We start from the raw sequence: 15,937 nt of genomic DNA, 5'->3' as shown, positions 1-15,937 counted from the left end.
GCCTGCACGCGTCGCGCCGGGGACGGGCGTGATTCGGCCCCTAACGATGTGACCCAACGACAGATCGAACCTGCCACCCGATCCGGCTTGGCAGAATCGTGCCGTTCTGATTGAACGATGGGCAGGCGGCACGCATGGTGCCGGTCTCGCCGGGCTAGGGTTTGACGTGATCGCCTTCGTGGATGTCAGATGAACGCGGGCCGTTCTTCTCAATGCGACGCGTGCCTGCTAGAGGCGGCAGCGCCTGCAGGCCTCGGCGCTGCCAAGAGAGTTGTCGACACATGAGCGATCACGTCACCCCCGACGGTCCGGCGCAACCTGCCGCCGCATCGGCGCACCTGTCCGATCTTCCCACCGCGGGGCAGCATGGTTCCAGCAACCTGGGCGGGCTGGTCCTGGGGGCGATCGGGGTCGTCTATGGCGACATCGGGACCTCTCCGATCTATGCGATGCGCGAATCGCTGCATGCCGCGTCGCGCGACGGGCTGTCGCCGGATGATGTGGTGGGGGTGATCTCGCTGCTGATCTGGACGCTGATCTCGATCGTCAGCTTCAAGTACGTCGCCCTGATCATGCGCGCCGACAACCGGGGCGAGGGCGGCACGCTGAGCCTGGTGACCCTGATCCAGCAGGCACTGGGCAAGCGTCCCGTCTGGCTGATGGTGCTGGGAATGATCGGCATATCGCTGTTCTTCGGGGACGCGATCATCACGCCCGCCATGTCGGTCCTGTCCGCGGTCGAGGGGCTGACCATCGTGGCCCCCGCCTTCGGCCCCTACGTGGTGCCCGTCACGCTGGCCATCATCACCGGGCTGTTCATCGTCCAGCGGTGGGGCACGGGGGCGGTGTCGATCCTGTTCGGGCCGATCATGGTCACCTGGTTCGTCGTCATGGCGGTGATGGGGCTGTCCCATATCGGCGACGACTGGTCGATCCTGCGCGCGCTCAGCCCCGTGCATGCCGGGGCGTTCCTGGTCACGAACAAGCTGGCCTCGCTGATCGTCTTGGGATCGGTCTTCCTAGCCGTCACCGGAGGAGAGGCGCTTTATGCCGACATGGGCCATTTCGGGCGTCGCCCGATCCGCATGGCCTGGGTGCTGCTGGTCTGGCCCGCCCTGACGCTCAGCTATCTGGGGCAGGGGGCGATGATCCTGGCCCATCCCGACCGGGTGACGAACCCGTTCTTCCTGATGGCGCCGCCCTGGGCGCTGCTGCCCCTGGTGATCCTGGCGACGATGGCCACGGTCATCGCCAGCCAGGCGGTCATCTCGGGCGCGTTCTCGATGATCAAGCAGGCGGTGCGCATGAACCTGCTGCCCCGGCTTGAGATCCTGCACACCTCCGAGACCCAGGAAGGGCAGATCTACCTGCCCAAGATCAACGCGATCCTGGCCATCGGCGTGGTCGTGCTGGTGGTGGTGTTCGGGTCGTCCTCGGACCTGGCCGCGGCCTACGGCATCGCGGTGACGGGGGACATGGTCATCACCACCATCCTGGCCTCGGTCGTGTTCCTGCGGGTCTGGCGCTGGCCCCTGATGCTGGTCGCCGTGGTGGTCACGCCGCTGCTGGCGCTGGAACTGCTGTTCCTGGGATCGAACGCGATCAAGATCCCGAACGGGGGCTGGGTGCCGATCATGATGGCCGCCGTGATGATCGTGCTGATGTGGACCTGGATCCGCGGCACCCGCCACGTCCAGGCCCAGGCCCGGCGCAGCGCCACCCCGACGGCCGCGCTGATCGAGATGCTGGCCCGGTCTGACCGGCTGGTCGAGGTGCCCGGCACCGCCGTCTTCCTGACCGCGGAACCCGACATCGCGCCGGCCGCCCTGTTGCACAACCTCAAGCACAACCATGTCCTGCACGAGACGAACATCATCGTCTGCGTGACCGTGGCGACGCGCCCCTATGTCGCCGACAACGATCGCCTGACGGTGACGCGCCTGTCCGACCGCTTCATCCGCATTGACATGTGTTTCGGCTACATGGAGGAGACGAACCTGCCCAAGGCGCTGACCCTGGCCCGCAAGGAAGGCGTGCGCTTCGACATCATGTCGACGTCCTTCTTCCTCAGCCGCCGCACGTTCCGCCCCGGCAAGACACGCGAACTGCCCGCGTGGCAAGAGACGCTGTTCGTGTCCCTGTCCAAATCCGCTGCGAACGCCACCGACTTCTATCATCTACCCAGCAGCCGCGTGATCGTCCTGGGTCAGCAACTGCTGATCTGACGCGGCGCCGTGTCTGGATCGCCCGGCATCGACATCGCGCGGAGGCTGGTGGATGGTGGTCCCCGGCAGGACGCGGAGCGTTTGAGGCGAGGACTGACATGATCGATTTCACCCTGGACCCCCGGTTGGAGGACATCCGCCGCCGTACCCGTGATTTCGTCGACACCCATATCCTGCCGGTCGAGGCCGACCGCGCCAACTGGGATGATCATGACAACATCGCCGATGCGCCCCTGCAGGCGCTGCGCGCGCGTGCGCGGGCGGCGGGGCTGTGGTGCCCGCAGGTGCCGCAGGCCCTGGGCGGCATGGGCCTACCCGTCACCGGCCGCGCGGTGATGTACGAGGAGGCGAACCGCTCGATCTTCGGGCCCGCGGTCTTCAACTGCGCGGCCCCCGATGACGGGAACATGGACATCCTGGCCCGCGTGGGCACCCCCGATCAGCAGGCGCGCTGGCTGGCGCCGCTGGTCGCGGGTGAGGTGCGGTCCAGCTTCGTGATGACCGAACCCGCGCCGGGTGGCGGGTCCGACCCCGGCATGATCGGCACGACCGCCGTGCGGCATGGCGACGTCTGGCGCGTCACGGGCCGCAAGTGGTTCATCACCGGGGCCGAGGGGGCGGCGCATTTCATCCTGATCGCGCGCACCGACCCCAATCCCGACGAGAAGCGCCGCCATCTGACGGCGTTCCTGTTCCACCGCGACCAGCCCGGCTGGAAGATCCTGCGCCGCATCGCCATCATGGGCCCCGAGGAGCATGGCGGCCATTGCGAGCTGGAATTCGACGGGCTGGAGATCCCCGACGAGAACCGCCTGATGGGCTTGGGCGACGGGCTGAAGGTCACGCAGATCCGGCTTGGCACCGCGCGGCTGACCCACTGCATGCGCTGGCTGGGCCTGGCCAAGCGCTGCGTGGCCGAGGCGCAGGCCTATGTCGACGCGCGCGAGGGCTTCGGCATCCGGCTGGCCGACCGGGAATCGGTGCGGCTGATGCTGGGCGGCGTGGCGCTGAACATTCAGATTGGGCGGCTGCTGACGATGAATGCGGCTTGGGCGCTGGACCAGGGCAGCCATGCCCGCAAGGAGGTTTCGATGGCCAAGCTGCATGTCGCCGACACGCTGCATCAGGCCGCCGACGTGGCGATCCAGCTGAACGGCGCGCGGGGATACAGCCGCGACACGGTGCTGGAATGGATCTATCGCTATGCCCGGCAGGCGCGGCTGGTCGATGGCGCCTCCGAGGTGCACCGGATGGTGCTGGCCGATGCCTATGCACGCGAGGGGGACGACTTCTGGGGCTGGGGCGCATGAGCCTGACGGATAACGCCGCACTTGACGCCTGGCTGGCGACGACGCTGGACCTGCCCGGCGCGCGGGTCACCGCCGCGGACAAGCTGTCTGGCGGCGCGATCCAGCAGAATTGGGTGGTGACGGTCACGGCGGACGGGATGTCGCGCCGCCTGGTGATCCGTCGCGACGCCCCGGCCACCATCGCCGCCAGCCGGTCTCGGGCAGAGGAATATGCGATCATCGCCGCGGCCCACCGCGCGGGCGTGCGCGTGCCCGAACCCCTGGGCTTCTGCGATGACGCCTCGGTCATCGGCGCGCCCTTCGCGGCGATGGCCTGGGTGGGCGGCACGGGCTATGGCCCCAAGGTCGTGCGCGACGCCAGCCTGGGCGGCGACCGCGAGGCCCTGGGTCGCGACCTGGGCTGCCAGCTGGCGCTGATCCACAGGATCGATCCGGACCAGGCGCTGGCAAGGGTCCTGGGGCCGCGCCCCGCCGATCCGGCCCTGCAGGCGGTGGCGGGGCTGCGCGGCTGGCTGGATGCGCGGCCCGCGCCGCGTCCGGGCCTGGAATGGGCGCTGCGTTGGGCCGAACGCCACGCGCCGGCGCCCGACAGGGTGACCCTGACACATCAGGATTTCCGCACCGGCAATTTCCTGGTCGATGCCGATGGGCTGACGGCCGTTCTGGATTGGGAATTCGCCGCCTGGTCGGACCCGGCCTGCGATCTGGGGTGGTTCTGCGCGGAATGCTGGCGGTTTTCGCGCCCCGATCTGGAGGGTGGCGGCATCGCCAGCCGTGCGGCCGTCCTGTCGGGCTATGCCGCCGCCGGGGGCACGGTCCCCGACCCCGACCGTGTGCGGTGGTGGGAGGTCATGGCCCATATCCGGTGGGCCGTGATCGCCCTCCAGCAGGGCGACCGCCACGACAGCGGGGCCGAACGCTCGCTGCATCTGGCGCTGACGGGGCGCATCGCCGACACGCTGGAATACCGCCTGCTGCAGATGGCCGCGCCGGAGGCCGCATGAGCGACGCACTGGACCTGATCGCAGAGGCCGAGGCGACCCTGCGCCGGGACATCGCCCCTGGCGGGCCGGATGCCCGATACCACGCGCTGCTGGCCGCCAATGCGCTGGCCATGGCGCAGCGAGAGCTGGCCCGCCCGTCGCGGGACGTGACCGCCGATGTGGCCGCGATCCGGGCGGGTGCGCATGACCATGACGCCGACCTGCATGCCCGCCTGCTGGCCGCCGCCCGGCTGCGCGCCTGGATCGCCGACCCCACCACCGCCGAGGAACCCGCATGAGCATGGATCGTTTCCGCCTGGACGGGCGCGTGGCGCTGGTGACCGGGGCATCGGGCGCGCTTGGCGCGGAATTCGCGCGAACGCTGGCCGGTGCGGGGGCGCGGGTGGTCCTGGCCGCGCGGCGGGTGGAGGCCATGCAGGTGCTGGCGCGGCAGCTGACCGATGTGCATGTCACTGCGCTGGACGTGACCGATCTGGACAGCGTGCGCCGCGCCTTAGACGGGGCCGAGGCCTGGGCAGGTACCCCGGTCGACCTGCTGGTGAACAACAGCGGCATCGCCATTCCCGGTGCGTCGCTGGAACAGTCCGACCAGGACTGGGCGCGGGTGATGGGCGTCAATCTGGACGGGGCACGGCGGATGTCGGTGGCGGTGGCCGCAAGGCTGGTCGAGGCGGGGCGGCCCGGGGCCATCGTCAATGTCGCCTCGATCCTGGGGCTACGGCAGGGGGCGGGGGTGTCTGCCTATGCCACGTCCAAGGCCGCACTGATCCAGCTGACCAAACAGCACGCCCTGGAATGGGCGCGCCACGGCATCCGCGTGAACGCATTGGCCCCCGGCTATGTCGAGACTGACATCAACCGCGATTTCTTTGCCACCGACCATGGCCAGGCCCAGATCCGCCGCATTCCGCAACGCAGGCTGGGCCGTCCAGAGGAGCTTTCCGGGCCGCTGCTGCTGCTGGCCTCGGACGCGGGCGCGTTCATGACCGGATCCGTCCTGGTGGCCGATGGCGGCCACCTGCTGTCGCCGCTTTAGAGGATCATGAGAGCCCCACGGCTATCTGCGCAAAGGGCGCGGGATGAGCTAGAGGCCAGTCGGGGGCACAAAGCCCGCCTCGGCCTCGATCCGTTCGGCGACCAGGTGCTGCAACGTCCAGATGTAATCGTCCTCGATGCCCCATTCGGCCAGTCCGCGCGCGGTGCGCAGCAGATATTCGGCGCCCGAGCCCGCAGCGCCTGCAGCGGTTGCCAGCAGCCGCGCCTGCTCCTCGACGGGAAGGCGCGCCACGGGGGCGTCGACCGGATCGGCATAGAAGGTCAGCGCGGATTCGACCCCGCGATCGGTGCGGACCTGGATCCAGCAGGCGTTCGCGGCCAGCTCGTGCGCGACCAGTTCGCGGCGCAGGATGGCGCGCATGGATTCGACCTCGGTCCCTTCGGCGATGTCCAGCACCAGCCCCTCGCAGGTTCCGCCCGATGCCAGCGCCAGCATCAGGCCGGGCCGTTCCGGCGTGCCGCGGAAATGGTCCAGCGTCAGCGAAAAATCGCGGTGCCAGCCGTTCGCCGTGGCGCGGCGGCGGTCCTGCACCGCAAAGCCCGGATTCCAGATCAGCGACCCATAGGCGAAGATCGGTATCGGGCCCGTTCGCCCCTGCGTCAGCCGCAGGGTCAGCGCGTCCAGGTCGCCATCCTCCAGCATCCGCCAGGCGGGGTTGTAAAGCAGCCCCTCGGCGGGGGCGACGCTGGCGACGTGGTGATCGCTCAGCGACAGGGTGCGGGCCTTGGGCATCATCCCTCCGGTGTGGCGTGTCGGGCGCAGGTTTTGACCGTCATCCGCCGGGCGTCAACCGCCAAACCTGTCCGCGTCACGACGTCGCGCGCAAATCGGGCGGTTTCGCGGGCCGCCTGCCTGCACGGGCTTCACCCTGCGCGCGATGGCGGCTAGAACGGGGGCAAGGGGCACCCTGCCTGCCCAGACACCCAAATAACCCAAAGGCGCATCCCATGGCCGACGATCTGCTGAACAGCTTTACCTCCGGCCCCGACGATCAGGGGCGCTTTGGCATCTATGGCGGCCGCTTCGTGTCCGAGACGCTGATGCCGCTGATCCTGGACCTGGAGGCGGAATACGAACGCGCCAAGACCGACCCGTCCTTCTGGGCGCAGATGGACGACCTGTGGACGCATTACGTCGGCCGTCCCAGCCCGCTGTATTTCGCGGAACGCATGACCCAGCATCTGGGCGGCGCCAAGATCTACATGAAGCGGGACGAACTGAACCACACCGGCGCGCACAAGATCAACAACGTGCTGGGCCAGATCCTGCTGGCGATCCGCATGGGCAAGACGCGCATCATCGCTGAAACCGGCGCGGGCCAGCATGGCGTGGCGACCGCCACCGTCTGCGCGCGGTTCGGGCTGAAATGCGTGGTCTACATGGGCGCGCATGACGTGGAACGTCAGTCGCCCAACGTCTTCCGCATGCGCCTGCTGGGGGCCGAGGTGATCCCGGTGACCAGCGGCCGCGGCACGCTGAAAGATGCGATGAACGATGCGCTGCGCGATTGGGTGACCAATGTGCGCGACACGTTCTATTGCATCGGCACGGTCGCAGGGCCACACCCCTATCCGGCGATGGTGCGCGATTTCCAGTCGATCATCGGCAAGGAGGTCCGCGAGCAGATCATGCCGCGCGAGGGGCGCTTCCCCGACACGATCATCGCGGCCATCGGCGGCGGGTCGAACGCGATGGGCCTGTTCTATCCGTTCCTGAACGACAAGGACGTGCGCATCATCGGCGTCGAGGCCGGGGGCAAGGGCGTGGACGACCGGATGGAGCATTGCGCCAGCCTGTCGGGCGGCCGCGCGGGCGTCCTGCACGGGAACCGCACCTATCTGCTGCAGGACGACGACGGCCAGATCCTGGAGGGTCATTCGATCAGCGCGGGCCTGGACTATCCGGGGATTGGGCCGGAACACGCTTGGCTGAAGGACATCGGCCGCGCCGAATATGTCAGCATCACGGATGACGAGGCGCTTGGCGCGTTCCAGCTGTGCTGCGCGCTGGAAGGCATCATTCCCGCGCTGGAGCCCAGCCATGCGCTGGCGCATGTCATCAAGATCGCGCCGGACCTGCCCGCCGACCACATCATCGTGATGAACATGTGCGGGCGCGGCGACAAGGACATCTTCACCGTCGCCAAGCATCTGGGTCAGGACCTGAAGACCTGATCAGCGCGTCAGCAGCAGGATGTTCAGGTCCGATTCCAGCATCGGCAGGGGCATCAGGATGCGCGCCCTTGTCGGGCTGACGACCTCGACCATGCCGACCTCGGGGACGCGCTGCGGCGTGGCCGCGGGGTCGATGCTGTCGGGCAGGTTGGCATAGGGCGGGGCGGTATCGCCGGCGATGTAGCCTGTGCCCAGATAGGCCTGTGCCCCGTCCAGATCGCCGATCATGCCCTGCATCCGCTGTGAGCCGGTCAGTTTCACGAACCCGCCGTCGGCGTCGATGCGACAGCGGAACGGCTGATAGACGACCAGAGGCAACCCGCCGGCCAGCTTCAGCATCCGGCACCACCAGTCGCCGGGCAGCAGGGCCGCGGCCCGATCGGCAGGCAGGGGACGGCCTGCAAGACCCTGCAAAAGCATGGCCAGATCGTCCGGGGTTCCCTGCGCAAGGGCACCCCTCAGCGTGCGTCCGGCCACCGTATCGACGTGCTCCAGCCGGATGCGGTCTTCGGCGCGGATGATGGGTGCCAGGTCGGGACCGAAGGCCGCGGCGGGTGTCGCGGCCAGTGCCGCGATCAGGATCGCCGTCCTAGTCCGCATCGGTCCCGGCATGGCGCTTCAACAACTCCAGCGGCACGATCTCCAGCGCGCGTTTGTGCGTGGATTCCAGCACCACGGTCGGCGCGGCGAATTCCTGCGCCGCCTGCAGAAAGCGGCTGGCGCACAGGCACCAGCGCTGGCCGGCCTTCAGCCCCGCAAAGCCGTATTCCGGCCGCGGGGTCGTCAGGTCATTGCCCAGATAGCGCGACATCGCCAGGAATTCGTCGGTCAGGATCACGCAGACCGTGTGGCTGCCCCGGTCCTCGGGCCCGGTGTCGCAGCAGCCGTTGCGAAAGAATCCGGTCATCGGCTTGGTCGAACAGGGCTGCAAGACGCCGCCCAGCACATTGATCGAAGCGTCCATGGGGTCTCCTTTGCGCCCAGCCTAGGCGCAGCCGGGCGCCGGGGAAAGTCACAAGTGCTTCGGCTGCCAGTCGATCCAGCGCCCGTGAAAATCCGCGCGGCCAAGCGACCAGTCGCGCCGGGTGCCGTCCCACAGCGTCAGGTCCAGCGCCGCGCCCTCGCCGCCATCGGCCTCCATCCGCAGATGGGCCACAGGCGCCGACGGGGTCGCGGTCCGGCCCGCGCGGGACAGTGCGTTCGTGCAGGCCTGCGCCGTCGCGGGCGGAAAATACTGGGCCGCGACGGTGTGATAGACCAGCGTCAGCCGGTCCGGCACCGGCTTGGCCAACCGGTCGGCCAGCCAGGCACCCGCATCGCCACGGTCGACCTGCGGCGGGTCCCGCCGGGCCAGGTCCAGCGCCGCCCGCAGGCGCGCCATGCGGTCATGCTGATCGGCCCAGCAATAGGCCATCAGCCGCAGCCCGTCGCGATCCAGGTCCAGCGGGTTCAGGTCGACCCCGCGACGGCTGGCAACCGTCACCGACCCCTGCGGCATCGCGCCCCGCCATTCGGGTGTCAGCACCACGCCGGTTTCCCCCGTACCCAGGTGATAGCGGTCGAAATTCAGGTTCAATCCGGCCGACGCCCCCAGCTCCAGCAGCCGCAGCGGCAGGGGTGACAGCGCGCTGAGGAACCGTGCCGCGCCGATCAGGGCCGCGGACCGGGCGACCTCGTTCGTCTGCGGGGGGCTGTCCAGCCATGACAGGATGGTTTCCGCATGATCGTCCAGCACGCGGCGCAGCAGGGCCGGGTCCACAACGCCGCCGTCATAAGCGCGTGCAAGGTCAGGGGCCTGCCCGGTCAACACCAGCGCATGCAGCGCCCCGCACAGGCGCAGGGGCAGCGAATCCGCCGCGGTGGACGGATCGCCCGTCCAGCCCAGCACGCGGTCCGCGACCGGTCCGTCGGCCAGAACCTGGGGCAGGGTCCGACACAGCTGTGCCGTCAGCGGTGAGCCAAGCGCGGCACAGGCGCGGGCCTGATGGGCAAAGGCCGCGGGGACCGTCACTTGAACCGGTCGCCCAGCGCGCGCAGGCGGTCGGTCAGGGTGACGGGCTGGGGCGCGGGGTCCGGTTTCGGCGCGGGCGGTCGTGCGGGTTTCGGGGCTGGGGCCTCGGTCCCGCTGTTGCGTGCCGGTGCGGTGCGGTTCGCCACCGCGTTCTGGAACCGGCCGCCATCGCCGGCCGCCAGCGCCGGGGCGCCGTCCGAGATGCCGCGCAACAGCTCGTCCAGCCAGTCCTGCTCTGCCTTGGCAAAGTCGGACAGCACATAGGACGCGACCTTGTCCTTGTGCCCCGGATGCCCGATGCCAAGCCGCACCCGTCCGTATTCCGCGCCGATATGCTGGTGGATCGAGCGAAGACCGTTATGGCCCGCATGCCCGCCGCCCTGCTTGACGCGGCACTTGCCGGGCGCCAGGTCCAGTTCGTCATGCAGCACGATGACGTCGGCGGGCGTCAGCTTCAGATAGCGCGCGGCCTCTCCGACGGACTGGCCGGACAAGTTCATGAAGGTCTGCGGTTTCAGCAGCGTGACGCGCATGTCGCCAAGGCGGCCGTCTGCGGCCATGCCCTGAAACCGGGCGCGCCAAGGGGTGAAATCGTGGTCCGCGGCGATCCGGTCCAAGGCCAGAAACCCGATGTTGTGACGATTGGCCGCATATTTCGCGCCGGGATTGCCCAGCCCCACGATCAGCTTCACGGCTGCCTCCTGTCCGCCCGCCGGGGGCGATTTGCGTTCCATCCCTTGCGGCTGTCCTTGCCCGTTACTAAGACTCTGTCAACACTTCGCGGGTAAGACAGGGACAAGTGCCCGGTCGAATCGCGGGGACAGGGGCGAACAGGCAAGGACAGAAGATGAGCGATCCGGCAGAATTCTACATGAACACCCTGGTGCCGATGGTGGTCGAACAGACCTCGCGCGGGGAACGGGCCTATGACATCTTCTCGCGTCTGCTGAAGGAGCGCATCATCTTCGTCTCGGGTCCCGTCCATGACGGGATGTCGACGCTGATCTGCGCGCAGTTGCTGTTCCTCGAGGCGGAGAACCCGTCCAAGGATATCAGCATGTATATCAACAGCCCCGGCGGTGTCGTGACCTCGGGTCTGTCGATCTATGACACCATGCAGTACATCAAGCCGCGCGTCTCGACGCTGGTGGTGGGGCAGGCGGCGAGCATGGGCTCGCTGCTTCTGGCGGCCGGAGAGCCGGGGCTGCGCTATTCTCTGCCGAACAGCCGCGTTATGGTCCACCAGCCGTCGGGCGGATACCAAGGCCAGGCCACCGACATCCTGATCCATGCGCGCGAAACCGAGAAGCTGAAGCGTCGCCTGAACGAGATCTATGTCCATCACACCGGCAAATCCCTGACCGAGGTCGAGGAGGCGCTGGAGCGCGACCGCTTCATGACCGCGGACGAGGCGAAGGACTGGGGCCTGATCGACGAGGTCGTGGCTCCGCGCGGCAAGGCCGTCCCGGAGAAGAAATAGCTTTGATGGGGATTGTGACGGGCCGGACTGGCCCGTAACATGGCGTGAATGACCCGCGGCGGCCGATCCGCCGCGGAAACCCGAAGATGCGGCGCGCGGAAACCCGATCCCGCCGTCGCCCGCCCCGCGTCCTTGCGGGACGGCAGTCAAGGAAATGGACGATGGCGAACCAGTCCGGCAGCGACAGCAAGAACACGCTCTATTGCAGCTTCTGCGGCAAGAGCCAGCACGAGGTCCGCAAGCTGATTGCGGGACCGACCGTGTTCATCTGCGACGAATGCGTCGAACTGTGCATGGACATCATCCGCGAAGAGACCAAGACCAGCGGTCTGAAATCCGGAGACGGCGTGCCCACCCCGCGGGAGATCTGCGGTGTGCTGGATGATTACGTCATCGGGCAGGAGCATGCCAAGCGCGTGCTGTCCGTGGCCGTGCACAACCATTACAAGCGTCTGAATCACGGCTCCAAGACCGACATCGAGCTGGCCAAGTCGAACATCCTGCTGATCGGGCCGACCGGCTGCGGCAAGACGCTGCTGGCGCAGACTTTGGCGCGCATTCTGGACGTTCCCTTCACGATGGCGGACGCGACCACGCTGACCGAGGCGGGCTATGTCGGTGAGGATGTCGAGAACATCATTCTGAAGCTGCTGCAGTCGTCCGAATACAACGTCGAGCGTGCACAGCGCGGCATCGTCTATATCGACGAGGTCGACAAGATCACCCGCAAGTCGGACAACCCGTCCATCACCCGTGACGTGTCCGGCGAGGGCGTGCAGCAGGCCTTGCTGAAGATCATGGAGGGTACGGTCGCCTCGGTTCCCCCGCAGGGCGGGCGCAAGCATCCCCAGCAGGAGTTCCTGCAGGTCGACACGACCAACATCCTGTTCATCTGCGGTGGCGCCTTTGCCGGTCTGGACCGCATCATCGCGCAGCGCAACAAGGGCACGGCGATGGGCTTTGGCGCTTCGGTCAAGGAAACGGGCGATCAGGGCGTCGGCGAGCTGTTCAAGGAACTGGAGCCCGAGGATCTGCTGAAGTTCGGCCTGATCCCGGAATTCGTCGGACGTCTGCCGGTCATCGCGACCCTGACCGACCTGGACGAAGAGGCGCTGATCATCATCCTGACCAAGCCGAAGAACGCCCTGGTCAAGCAGTATCAGCGCCTGTTCGACCTGGAGGGCGTTCAGCTGACCTTCACCGACGACGCTCTGACCGCCATCGCCAAACGCGCGATCAAGCGCAAGACCGGTGCCCGCGGCCTGCGGTCGATCATGGAGGAGATCCTGCTGGACACCATGTTCGAACTGCCCGGACTGGACAGCGTTCAGGAGGTCGTGGTCAACGACGAGGCCGTGGACAACCCCACCGCCAAGCCCCTGCTGATCCATGTCGATCCCAAGAAGGAAACCGCCTCGGCCGGGTGATCGGGGCGTCCGCGCAAGGCTGGACCTTGCGCGGAAACTGGGGCATATCCCAAGGGCAAAACTGATCGTTGAGGGTCCTGCCGATGTCGTTCCTGCTGCGCTTTCTGACCTGGTGGAACAGCCAGACGCTGAACACTCAGTTCTGGACCTGGCGCAACGGCGTCAAGGTTGGTGAGGATGCGGCCGGAAACATCTTCTACAAGACCAAGGACGGCAAGCGCCGTTGGGTCATCTATAAATCCGAATCCGAGGCCAGTCAGATTTCGCCGGAATGGCACGGCTGGCTGCACCACACCTGGAACGAGGCGCCGACCGAACTGGCCGTCCCGCGCAAGGCGTGGGAACAGCCGCACCAGGCCAACCTGACCGGCACGCCGGGCGCCTATGTGCCGGCCGGGTCGCTGTATCGCGCGGCACCCGCGGTGCGCAGCGATTATGACGCGTGGCGCCCGGAATAGCATGTCCGCCGACATCGCCCATGGGACCGAGGCGCGTGCCGAACTGATAGCCGGTGGCATCGTCCTTGCGGTCGCCGCGGGCTTTCTTGCTTGGGCGGCGCAGGGCCAATGGGGCGGCGGATCGGGTTATCCGCTGATCGCATCTTTTCCGGATGTCGACGGGGTCGCGGTCGGGACAGAGGTCCGTTTAGCCGGTGTTCGTATCGGCCGCGTCAGTGAGATTCGGTTGAACCCGCAGACCTATCTGGCCGATGCGGTCCTGACGATCCCAAACGACATCGCGCTGCCCACGGACAGTGCCGCACTGATCCAGTCCGACGGACTGCTGGGCGGCGCATACATCCAGCTGCAGCCCGGCGGCGCGGTGGACAATCTTGCCCCAGGGGACGAGATCGAGGATGTGCAGGGCGCGGTCAGTTTGCTGCAGCTGATGCTGAAATTCGTCGACAGCCAATCGGCCGATGAGTCCGCGCCGTGATTCGTGCCGCGCTTTGCCTGATGCTGATGGCAACACCCTTGGCCGCACAGGATACCGTGCGCGCATCGGGCGCGATGCTGCGGGGTCTGGACAAGGTGTCGGGGCGGACGACGGACCTGCCGCTTCAGATCGGTCAGGCCGTCCGTTACGGGCGGTTGGAGATCAGGCTGGGCGAATGCCGCTATCCTGCAGGCGATCCCAGCTCGGACGCCTTCGCGCAGCTGACCATCACCGACCTGCGGCAGAACGCGACGGTCTTCAGCGGCTGGATGATCGCCAGCTCGCCCGCGCTGTCGGCGCTGGATGACGCGCGCTACGATGTCTGGGTCATGTCCTGTCAGGGCTGAGCGGCCAGCATCTCGGCTGAGGGCAGTGGCGCCGCACGGATGTCGGCCTTGCGGCGGAGGGCCGCGGTCAGCCGCGTGTGATAGGTCTTGCGCGGAATTTCGATCCCACCCATCCGGGCGAGATGCGGCGTCAGGAACTGCGTGTCGAACAAGGTGAAGCCGCATCGCTTCAGGTGCGTCGACAGCCACCACAGCGCCATCCGCGATCCGTTCTCGCGGGGCGAAACCATGGATTCGCCGAAGAACGCCCCACCAAGGGTCACGCCGAACAGACCGCCCGCGAAGGCCCCGTCATGGCGGATCTCGATGGCATGCGCATGGCCCGCGCCGTGCAGCGCCTGGTACAGGTCCGCCAGCGGAGCGTTGATCCACGTCGTTTCGCGGTCGGCACAGGCGGCGACTACGGTTGCGAAATCACCGTCCAGATGTGCGGACCATCCCCCACGCCGCAGGTCTCGCCGCAGAGAGCGCGCGACATGGACGCCCCCCACCGGCAGGACCCCCCGCATCGGGGGGTCGAACCAGTACAGGCGGTCGTCATCCGCGCTTTCGGCCATCGGAAAGACGCCGCGCGCATAACCGGTCAGCAACTGCGCAGGCGTCAGCATCGGGCCCTTACGCGTAGTGCCGGGCCAGCCAGCGTTCCAGCCAGTGGATCGAATAGTTCCCCGACTGGATGTCCGGTTCCGCCAGGAGATCACGGAACAGCGGCACGGTCGTGTCGACCCCGTCCACGATCAGTTCGCCCAAGGCGCGCGACAGACGGGCCAGCGCCTCGTCCCGGTCCCGACCGTGAACGATCAGCTTGCCGATCAGGCTGTCGTAATAGGGCGGGATCGAATAGCCCTGATACAGCGCCGAATCCATCCGCACGCCCAGACCGCCCGGGGCGTGATACTGGGTGATCTTGCCGGGGCAGGGAGAGAAGCTGGGCACCTTCTCGGCGTTGATCCGCACCTCGATCGAATGGCCGTTGATCACCAGGTCCTCCTGGTGGAACTCCATCGGCAGGCCGGCGGCGACGCGGATCTGCTGGCGCACCAGATCGACCCCGAAGATCGCCTCGGTCACCGGATGTTCCACCTGCAGGCGGGTGTTCATCTCGATGAAGTAGAACTCTCCGTCCTCGAACAGGAATTCGATCGTGCCGGCGCCGGAATAGCCGATCTTTGCGACGGCATCGGCGCAGACCTTTCCGATCCGGGCGCGCTGTTCGGCGGTGATGGCGGGGCCGGGGGCCTCCTCCAGCACCTTCTGGTGGCGGCGCTGCAGCGAGCAGTCGCGTTCGCCCAGATGCACGGCGCGGCCCTTGCCGTCGCCGAAGACCTGGATCTCGATGTGGCGCGGCCGCTGGAGGTATTTCTCCAGATAGACGTCGGGGTTGCCGAAGGCTGCCTTGGCCTCGGACCGCGCGGTACGGAAGGCGACCTCAAGGCCCGCCTCGTTCTCGGCGACCTTCATGCCGCGACCGCCGCCACCCGCCGTGGCCTTGATGATGACCGGATAGCCGATCTGGGCCGCGACCGCCTTGGCCTGTTCCACGTCGTTCACGCCACCGTCGCTGCCGGGCACGCAGGGGACGCCAAGCGCCTTCATCGTGTCCTTGGCGGTGATCTTGTCGCCCATGATGCGGATGTGTTCGGCACGCGGACCGATGAAGGTGATGCCGTGATCTTCCAGCATCTGCACGAAACCCGCATTCTCGGACAGGAAGCCGTAGCCTGGGTGGATCGCCTGCGCACCCGTGATCTCGCAGGCCGAAATCAGCGCCGGCATCGACAGATAGGACTGCGCCGAGGACGGCGGACCGATGCAGACCGATTCGTCTGCCATGCGGACATGCATCGCGTCGGCATCGGCGGTCGAATGGACCGCGACCGATGCGATGCCCATCTCGCGGCAGGCGCGGATCACGCGCAGCGCGATCTCGCCCCGGTTGGCGATGAGGATCTTGTCGAACATGGGC

General features: G+C 67.5%; 18 protein-coding genes. 11 read left to right on the top strand and 7 right to left on the bottom strand.

From position 1 onward, the window contains the following. Positions 1 to 281 precede the first annotated feature (281 nt). From PRL19_RS14110 to PRL19_RS14090, 5 genes are all read left to right on the top strand, one after another. Positions 282 to 2,225 (top strand): potassium transporter Kup, encoded by a 1,944-nt coding sequence (locus PRL19_RS14110; protein WP_273743325.1) that lies wholly within the window; start codon positions 282 to 284, stop codon positions 2,223 to 2,225. A 98-nt stretch (positions 2,226 to 2,323) separates the two neighbouring features. Then, the gene (locus tag PRL19_RS14105) at positions 2,324 to 3,535 is read left to right on the top strand and encodes an acyl-CoA dehydrogenase family protein (RefSeq protein ID WP_273743324.1); all 1,212 of its coding nucleotides are present in this window, start codon (positions 2,324 to 2,326) and stop codon (positions 3,533 to 3,535) included. Beyond that, entirely contained in the window at positions 3,532 to 4,539 is a 1,008-nt protein-coding gene (locus tag PRL19_RS14100; RefSeq protein ID WP_273743323.1) for a phosphotransferase family protein, read from the top strand. Before PRL19_RS14105 ends, PRL19_RS14100 begins: the two co-directional genes overlap by 4 nt. Continuing rightward, positions 4,536 to 4,817 carry a hypothetical protein gene (locus tag PRL19_RS14095; protein ID WP_045999032.1) on the top strand — a complete coding sequence of 94 codons (282 nt, stop codon included), beginning with the start codon at positions 4,536 to 4,538 and terminating at the stop codon, positions 4,815 to 4,817. Before PRL19_RS14100 ends, PRL19_RS14095 begins: the two co-directional genes overlap by 4 nt. Further along, entirely contained in the window at positions 4,814 to 5,575 is a 762-nt protein-coding gene (locus PRL19_RS14090) for an SDR family NAD(P)-dependent oxidoreductase (protein ID WP_273743322.1), read from the top strand. The genes PRL19_RS14095 and PRL19_RS14090 overlap by 4 nt, the downstream gene beginning before the upstream one ends. A 48-nt stretch (positions 5,576 to 5,623) precedes the next feature. Here PRL19_RS14090 and PRL19_RS14085 read toward each other — a convergent pair whose 3' ends face one another. Continuing rightward, a complete protein-coding gene (locus tag PRL19_RS14085; RefSeq protein WP_273743321.1) occupies positions 5,624 to 6,331 on the bottom strand; it encodes a gamma-glutamylcyclotransferase in 708 nt (235 codons plus the stop codon). 212 nt (positions 6,332 to 6,543) lie between these two features. On the opposite strand from PRL19_RS14085, the gene trpB reads away from it, so the two are divergent. Next, positions 6,544 to 7,770, top strand: a complete 1,227-nt coding sequence (gene trpB / locus PRL19_RS14080; RefSeq protein WP_252926462.1) for a tryptophan synthase subunit beta — start codon at positions 6,544 to 6,546, stop codon at positions 7,768 to 7,770. Here trpB and PRL19_RS14075 read toward each other — a convergent pair whose 3' ends face one another. Genes PRL19_RS14075 through pth form a run of 4 tightly spaced genes read right to left on the bottom strand, consistent with a single transcriptional unit; the run spans position 7,771 to position 10,473 of the window. Next, the gene (locus tag PRL19_RS14075; RefSeq protein ID WP_273743320.1) at positions 7,771 to 8,370 is read right to left on the bottom strand and encodes a DUF4893 domain-containing protein; all 600 of its coding nucleotides are present in this window, start codon (positions 8,368 to 8,370) and stop codon (positions 7,771 to 7,773) included. It lies immediately after the preceding gene. Further along, positions 8,360 to 8,734: a DUF2237 family protein gene (locus PRL19_RS14070; RefSeq protein ID WP_045999036.1), complete on the bottom strand. Its 375-nt coding sequence runs from the start codon at positions 8,732 to 8,734 to the stop codon at positions 8,360 to 8,362. The genes PRL19_RS14075 and PRL19_RS14070 overlap by 11 nt, the downstream gene beginning before the upstream one ends. A 48-nt stretch (positions 8,735 to 8,782) precedes the next feature. Then, positions 8,783 to 9,781 (bottom strand): DUF2332 domain-containing protein, encoded by a 999-nt coding sequence (locus tag PRL19_RS14065; protein WP_273743319.1) that lies wholly within the window; start codon positions 9,779 to 9,781, stop codon positions 8,783 to 8,785. After that, positions 9,778 to 10,473, bottom strand: coding sequence for an aminoacyl-tRNA hydrolase (gene pth / locus PRL19_RS14060; RefSeq protein WP_273744516.1), 696 nt, complete (start codon positions 10,471 to 10,473; stop codon positions 9,778 to 9,780). The genes PRL19_RS14065 and pth overlap by 4 nt, the downstream gene beginning before the upstream one ends. 155 nt (positions 10,474 to 10,628) lie before the next feature. On the opposite strand from pth, the gene PRL19_RS14055 reads away from it, so the two are divergent. The 5 genes from PRL19_RS14055 to PRL19_RS14035 all read left to right on the top strand — a co-directional run bounded on the left by PRL19_RS14055 (position 10,629) and on the right by PRL19_RS14035 (position 13,971). Then, complete coding sequence (locus PRL19_RS14055; protein ID WP_045981267.1) at positions 10,629 to 11,261, top strand: ATP-dependent Clp protease proteolytic subunit; 633 nt, start codon at positions 10,629 to 10,631, stop codon at positions 11,259 to 11,261. A gap of 161 nt (positions 11,262 to 11,422) precedes the next feature. After that, the gene (gene clpX / locus PRL19_RS14050; RefSeq protein ID WP_045981266.1) at positions 11,423 to 12,688 is read left to right on the top strand and encodes an ATP-dependent Clp protease ATP-binding subunit ClpX; all 1,266 of its coding nucleotides are present in this window, start codon (positions 11,423 to 11,425) and stop codon (positions 12,686 to 12,688) included. 83 nt (positions 12,689 to 12,771) lie between these two features. Continuing rightward, positions 12,772 to 13,146: an NADH:ubiquinone oxidoreductase subunit NDUFA12 gene (locus PRL19_RS14045; RefSeq protein ID WP_045981265.1), complete on the top strand. Its 375-nt coding sequence runs from the start codon at positions 12,772 to 12,774 to the stop codon at positions 13,144 to 13,146. 1 nt (position 13,147) lies between these two features. Continuing rightward, positions 13,148 to 13,624 carry an outer membrane lipid asymmetry maintenance protein MlaD gene (gene mlaD / locus PRL19_RS14040; RefSeq protein ID WP_273743318.1) on the top strand — a complete coding sequence of 159 codons (477 nt, stop codon included), beginning with the start codon at positions 13,148 to 13,150 and terminating at the stop codon, positions 13,622 to 13,624. 26 nt (positions 13,625 to 13,650) lie between these two features. Then, complete coding sequence (locus tag PRL19_RS14035; RefSeq protein ID WP_232303241.1) at positions 13,651 to 13,971, top strand: DUF2155 domain-containing protein; 321 nt, start codon at positions 13,651 to 13,653, stop codon at positions 13,969 to 13,971. Here PRL19_RS14035 and aat read toward each other — a convergent pair. Beyond that, positions 13,962 to 14,579, bottom strand: coding sequence for a leucyl/phenylalanyl-tRNA--protein transferase (gene aat / locus PRL19_RS14030; protein ID WP_273743317.1), 618 nt, complete (start codon positions 14,577 to 14,579; stop codon positions 13,962 to 13,964). The genes PRL19_RS14035 and aat overlap by 10 nt on opposite strands. A 7-nt stretch (positions 14,580 to 14,586) precedes the next feature. Then, entirely contained in the window at positions 14,587 to 15,933 is a 1,347-nt protein-coding gene (gene accC / locus PRL19_RS14025) for an acetyl-CoA carboxylase biotin carboxylase subunit (RefSeq protein ID WP_045981261.1), read from the bottom strand. Positions 15,934 to 15,937 lie beyond the last annotated feature (4 nt).

The sequence above is a fragment of the Paracoccus marcusii genome, from assembly GCF_028621715.1.
Classification (GTDB): domain Bacteria; phylum Pseudomonadota; class Alphaproteobacteria; order Rhodobacterales; family Rhodobacteraceae; genus Paracoccus; species Paracoccus marcusii.
Note: the sequence above shows the minus strand (reverse complement) of the source record. Positions and strands in the feature narration are given on the sequence as shown.

What these genes read in the sequence shown, in the direction of transcription:
- accC (WP_045981261.1), bottom strand. Translation starts at nt 15,933, where the DNA reads ATGTTCGACAAGATCCTCATCGCCAACCGGGGCGAGATCGCGCTGCGC.
- PRL19_RS14105 (WP_273743324.1), top strand. Translation starts at nt 2,324, where the DNA reads ATGATCGATTTCACCCTGGACCCCCGGTTGGAGGACATCCGCCGCCGT.
- PRL19_RS14100 (WP_273743323.1), top strand. Translation starts at nt 3,532, where the DNA reads ATGAGCCTGACGGATAACGCCGCACTTGACGCCTGGCTGGCGACGACG.
- PRL19_RS14075 (WP_273743320.1), bottom strand. Translation starts at nt 8,370, where the DNA reads ATGCGGACTAGGACGGCGATCCTGATCGCGGCACTGGCCGCGACACCC.
- PRL19_RS14090 (WP_273743322.1), top strand. Translation starts at nt 4,814, where the DNA reads ATGAGCATGGATCGTTTCCGCCTGGACGGGCGCGTGGCGCTGGTGACC.
- mlaD (WP_273743318.1), top strand. Translation starts at nt 13,148, where the DNA reads ATGTCCGCCGACATCGCCCATGGGACCGAGGCGCGTGCCGAACTGATA.
- trpB (WP_252926462.1), top strand. Translation starts at nt 6,544, where the DNA reads ATGGCCGACGATCTGCTGAACAGCTTTACCTCCGGCCCCGACGATCAG.
- PRL19_RS14085 (WP_273743321.1), bottom strand. Translation starts at nt 6,331, where the DNA reads ATGATGCCCAAGGCCCGCACCCTGTCGCTGAGCGATCACCACGTCGCC.
- aat (WP_273743317.1), bottom strand. Translation starts at nt 14,579, where the DNA reads ATGCTGACGCCTGCGCAGTTGCTGACCGGTTATGCGCGCGGCGTCTTT.
- PRL19_RS14055 (WP_045981267.1), top strand. Translation starts at nt 10,629, where the DNA reads ATGAGCGATCCGGCAGAATTCTACATGAACACCCTGGTGCCGATGGTG.
- PRL19_RS14110 (WP_273743325.1), top strand. Translation starts at nt 282, where the DNA reads ATGAGCGATCACGTCACCCCCGACGGTCCGGCGCAACCTGCCGCCGCA.
- PRL19_RS14070 (WP_045999036.1), bottom strand. Translation starts at nt 8,734, where the DNA reads ATGGACGCTTCGATCAATGTGCTGGGCGGCGTCTTGCAGCCCTGTTCG.
- clpX (WP_045981266.1), top strand. Translation starts at nt 11,423, where the DNA reads ATGGCGAACCAGTCCGGCAGCGACAGCAAGAACACGCTCTATTGCAGC.
- PRL19_RS14045 (WP_045981265.1), top strand. Translation starts at nt 12,772, where the DNA reads ATGTCGTTCCTGCTGCGCTTTCTGACCTGGTGGAACAGCCAGACGCTG.
- PRL19_RS14035 (WP_232303241.1), top strand. Translation starts at nt 13,651, where the DNA reads ATGGCAACACCCTTGGCCGCACAGGATACCGTGCGCGCATCGGGCGCG.
- PRL19_RS14095 (WP_045999032.1), top strand. Translation starts at nt 4,536, where the DNA reads ATGAGCGACGCACTGGACCTGATCGCAGAGGCCGAGGCGACCCTGCGC.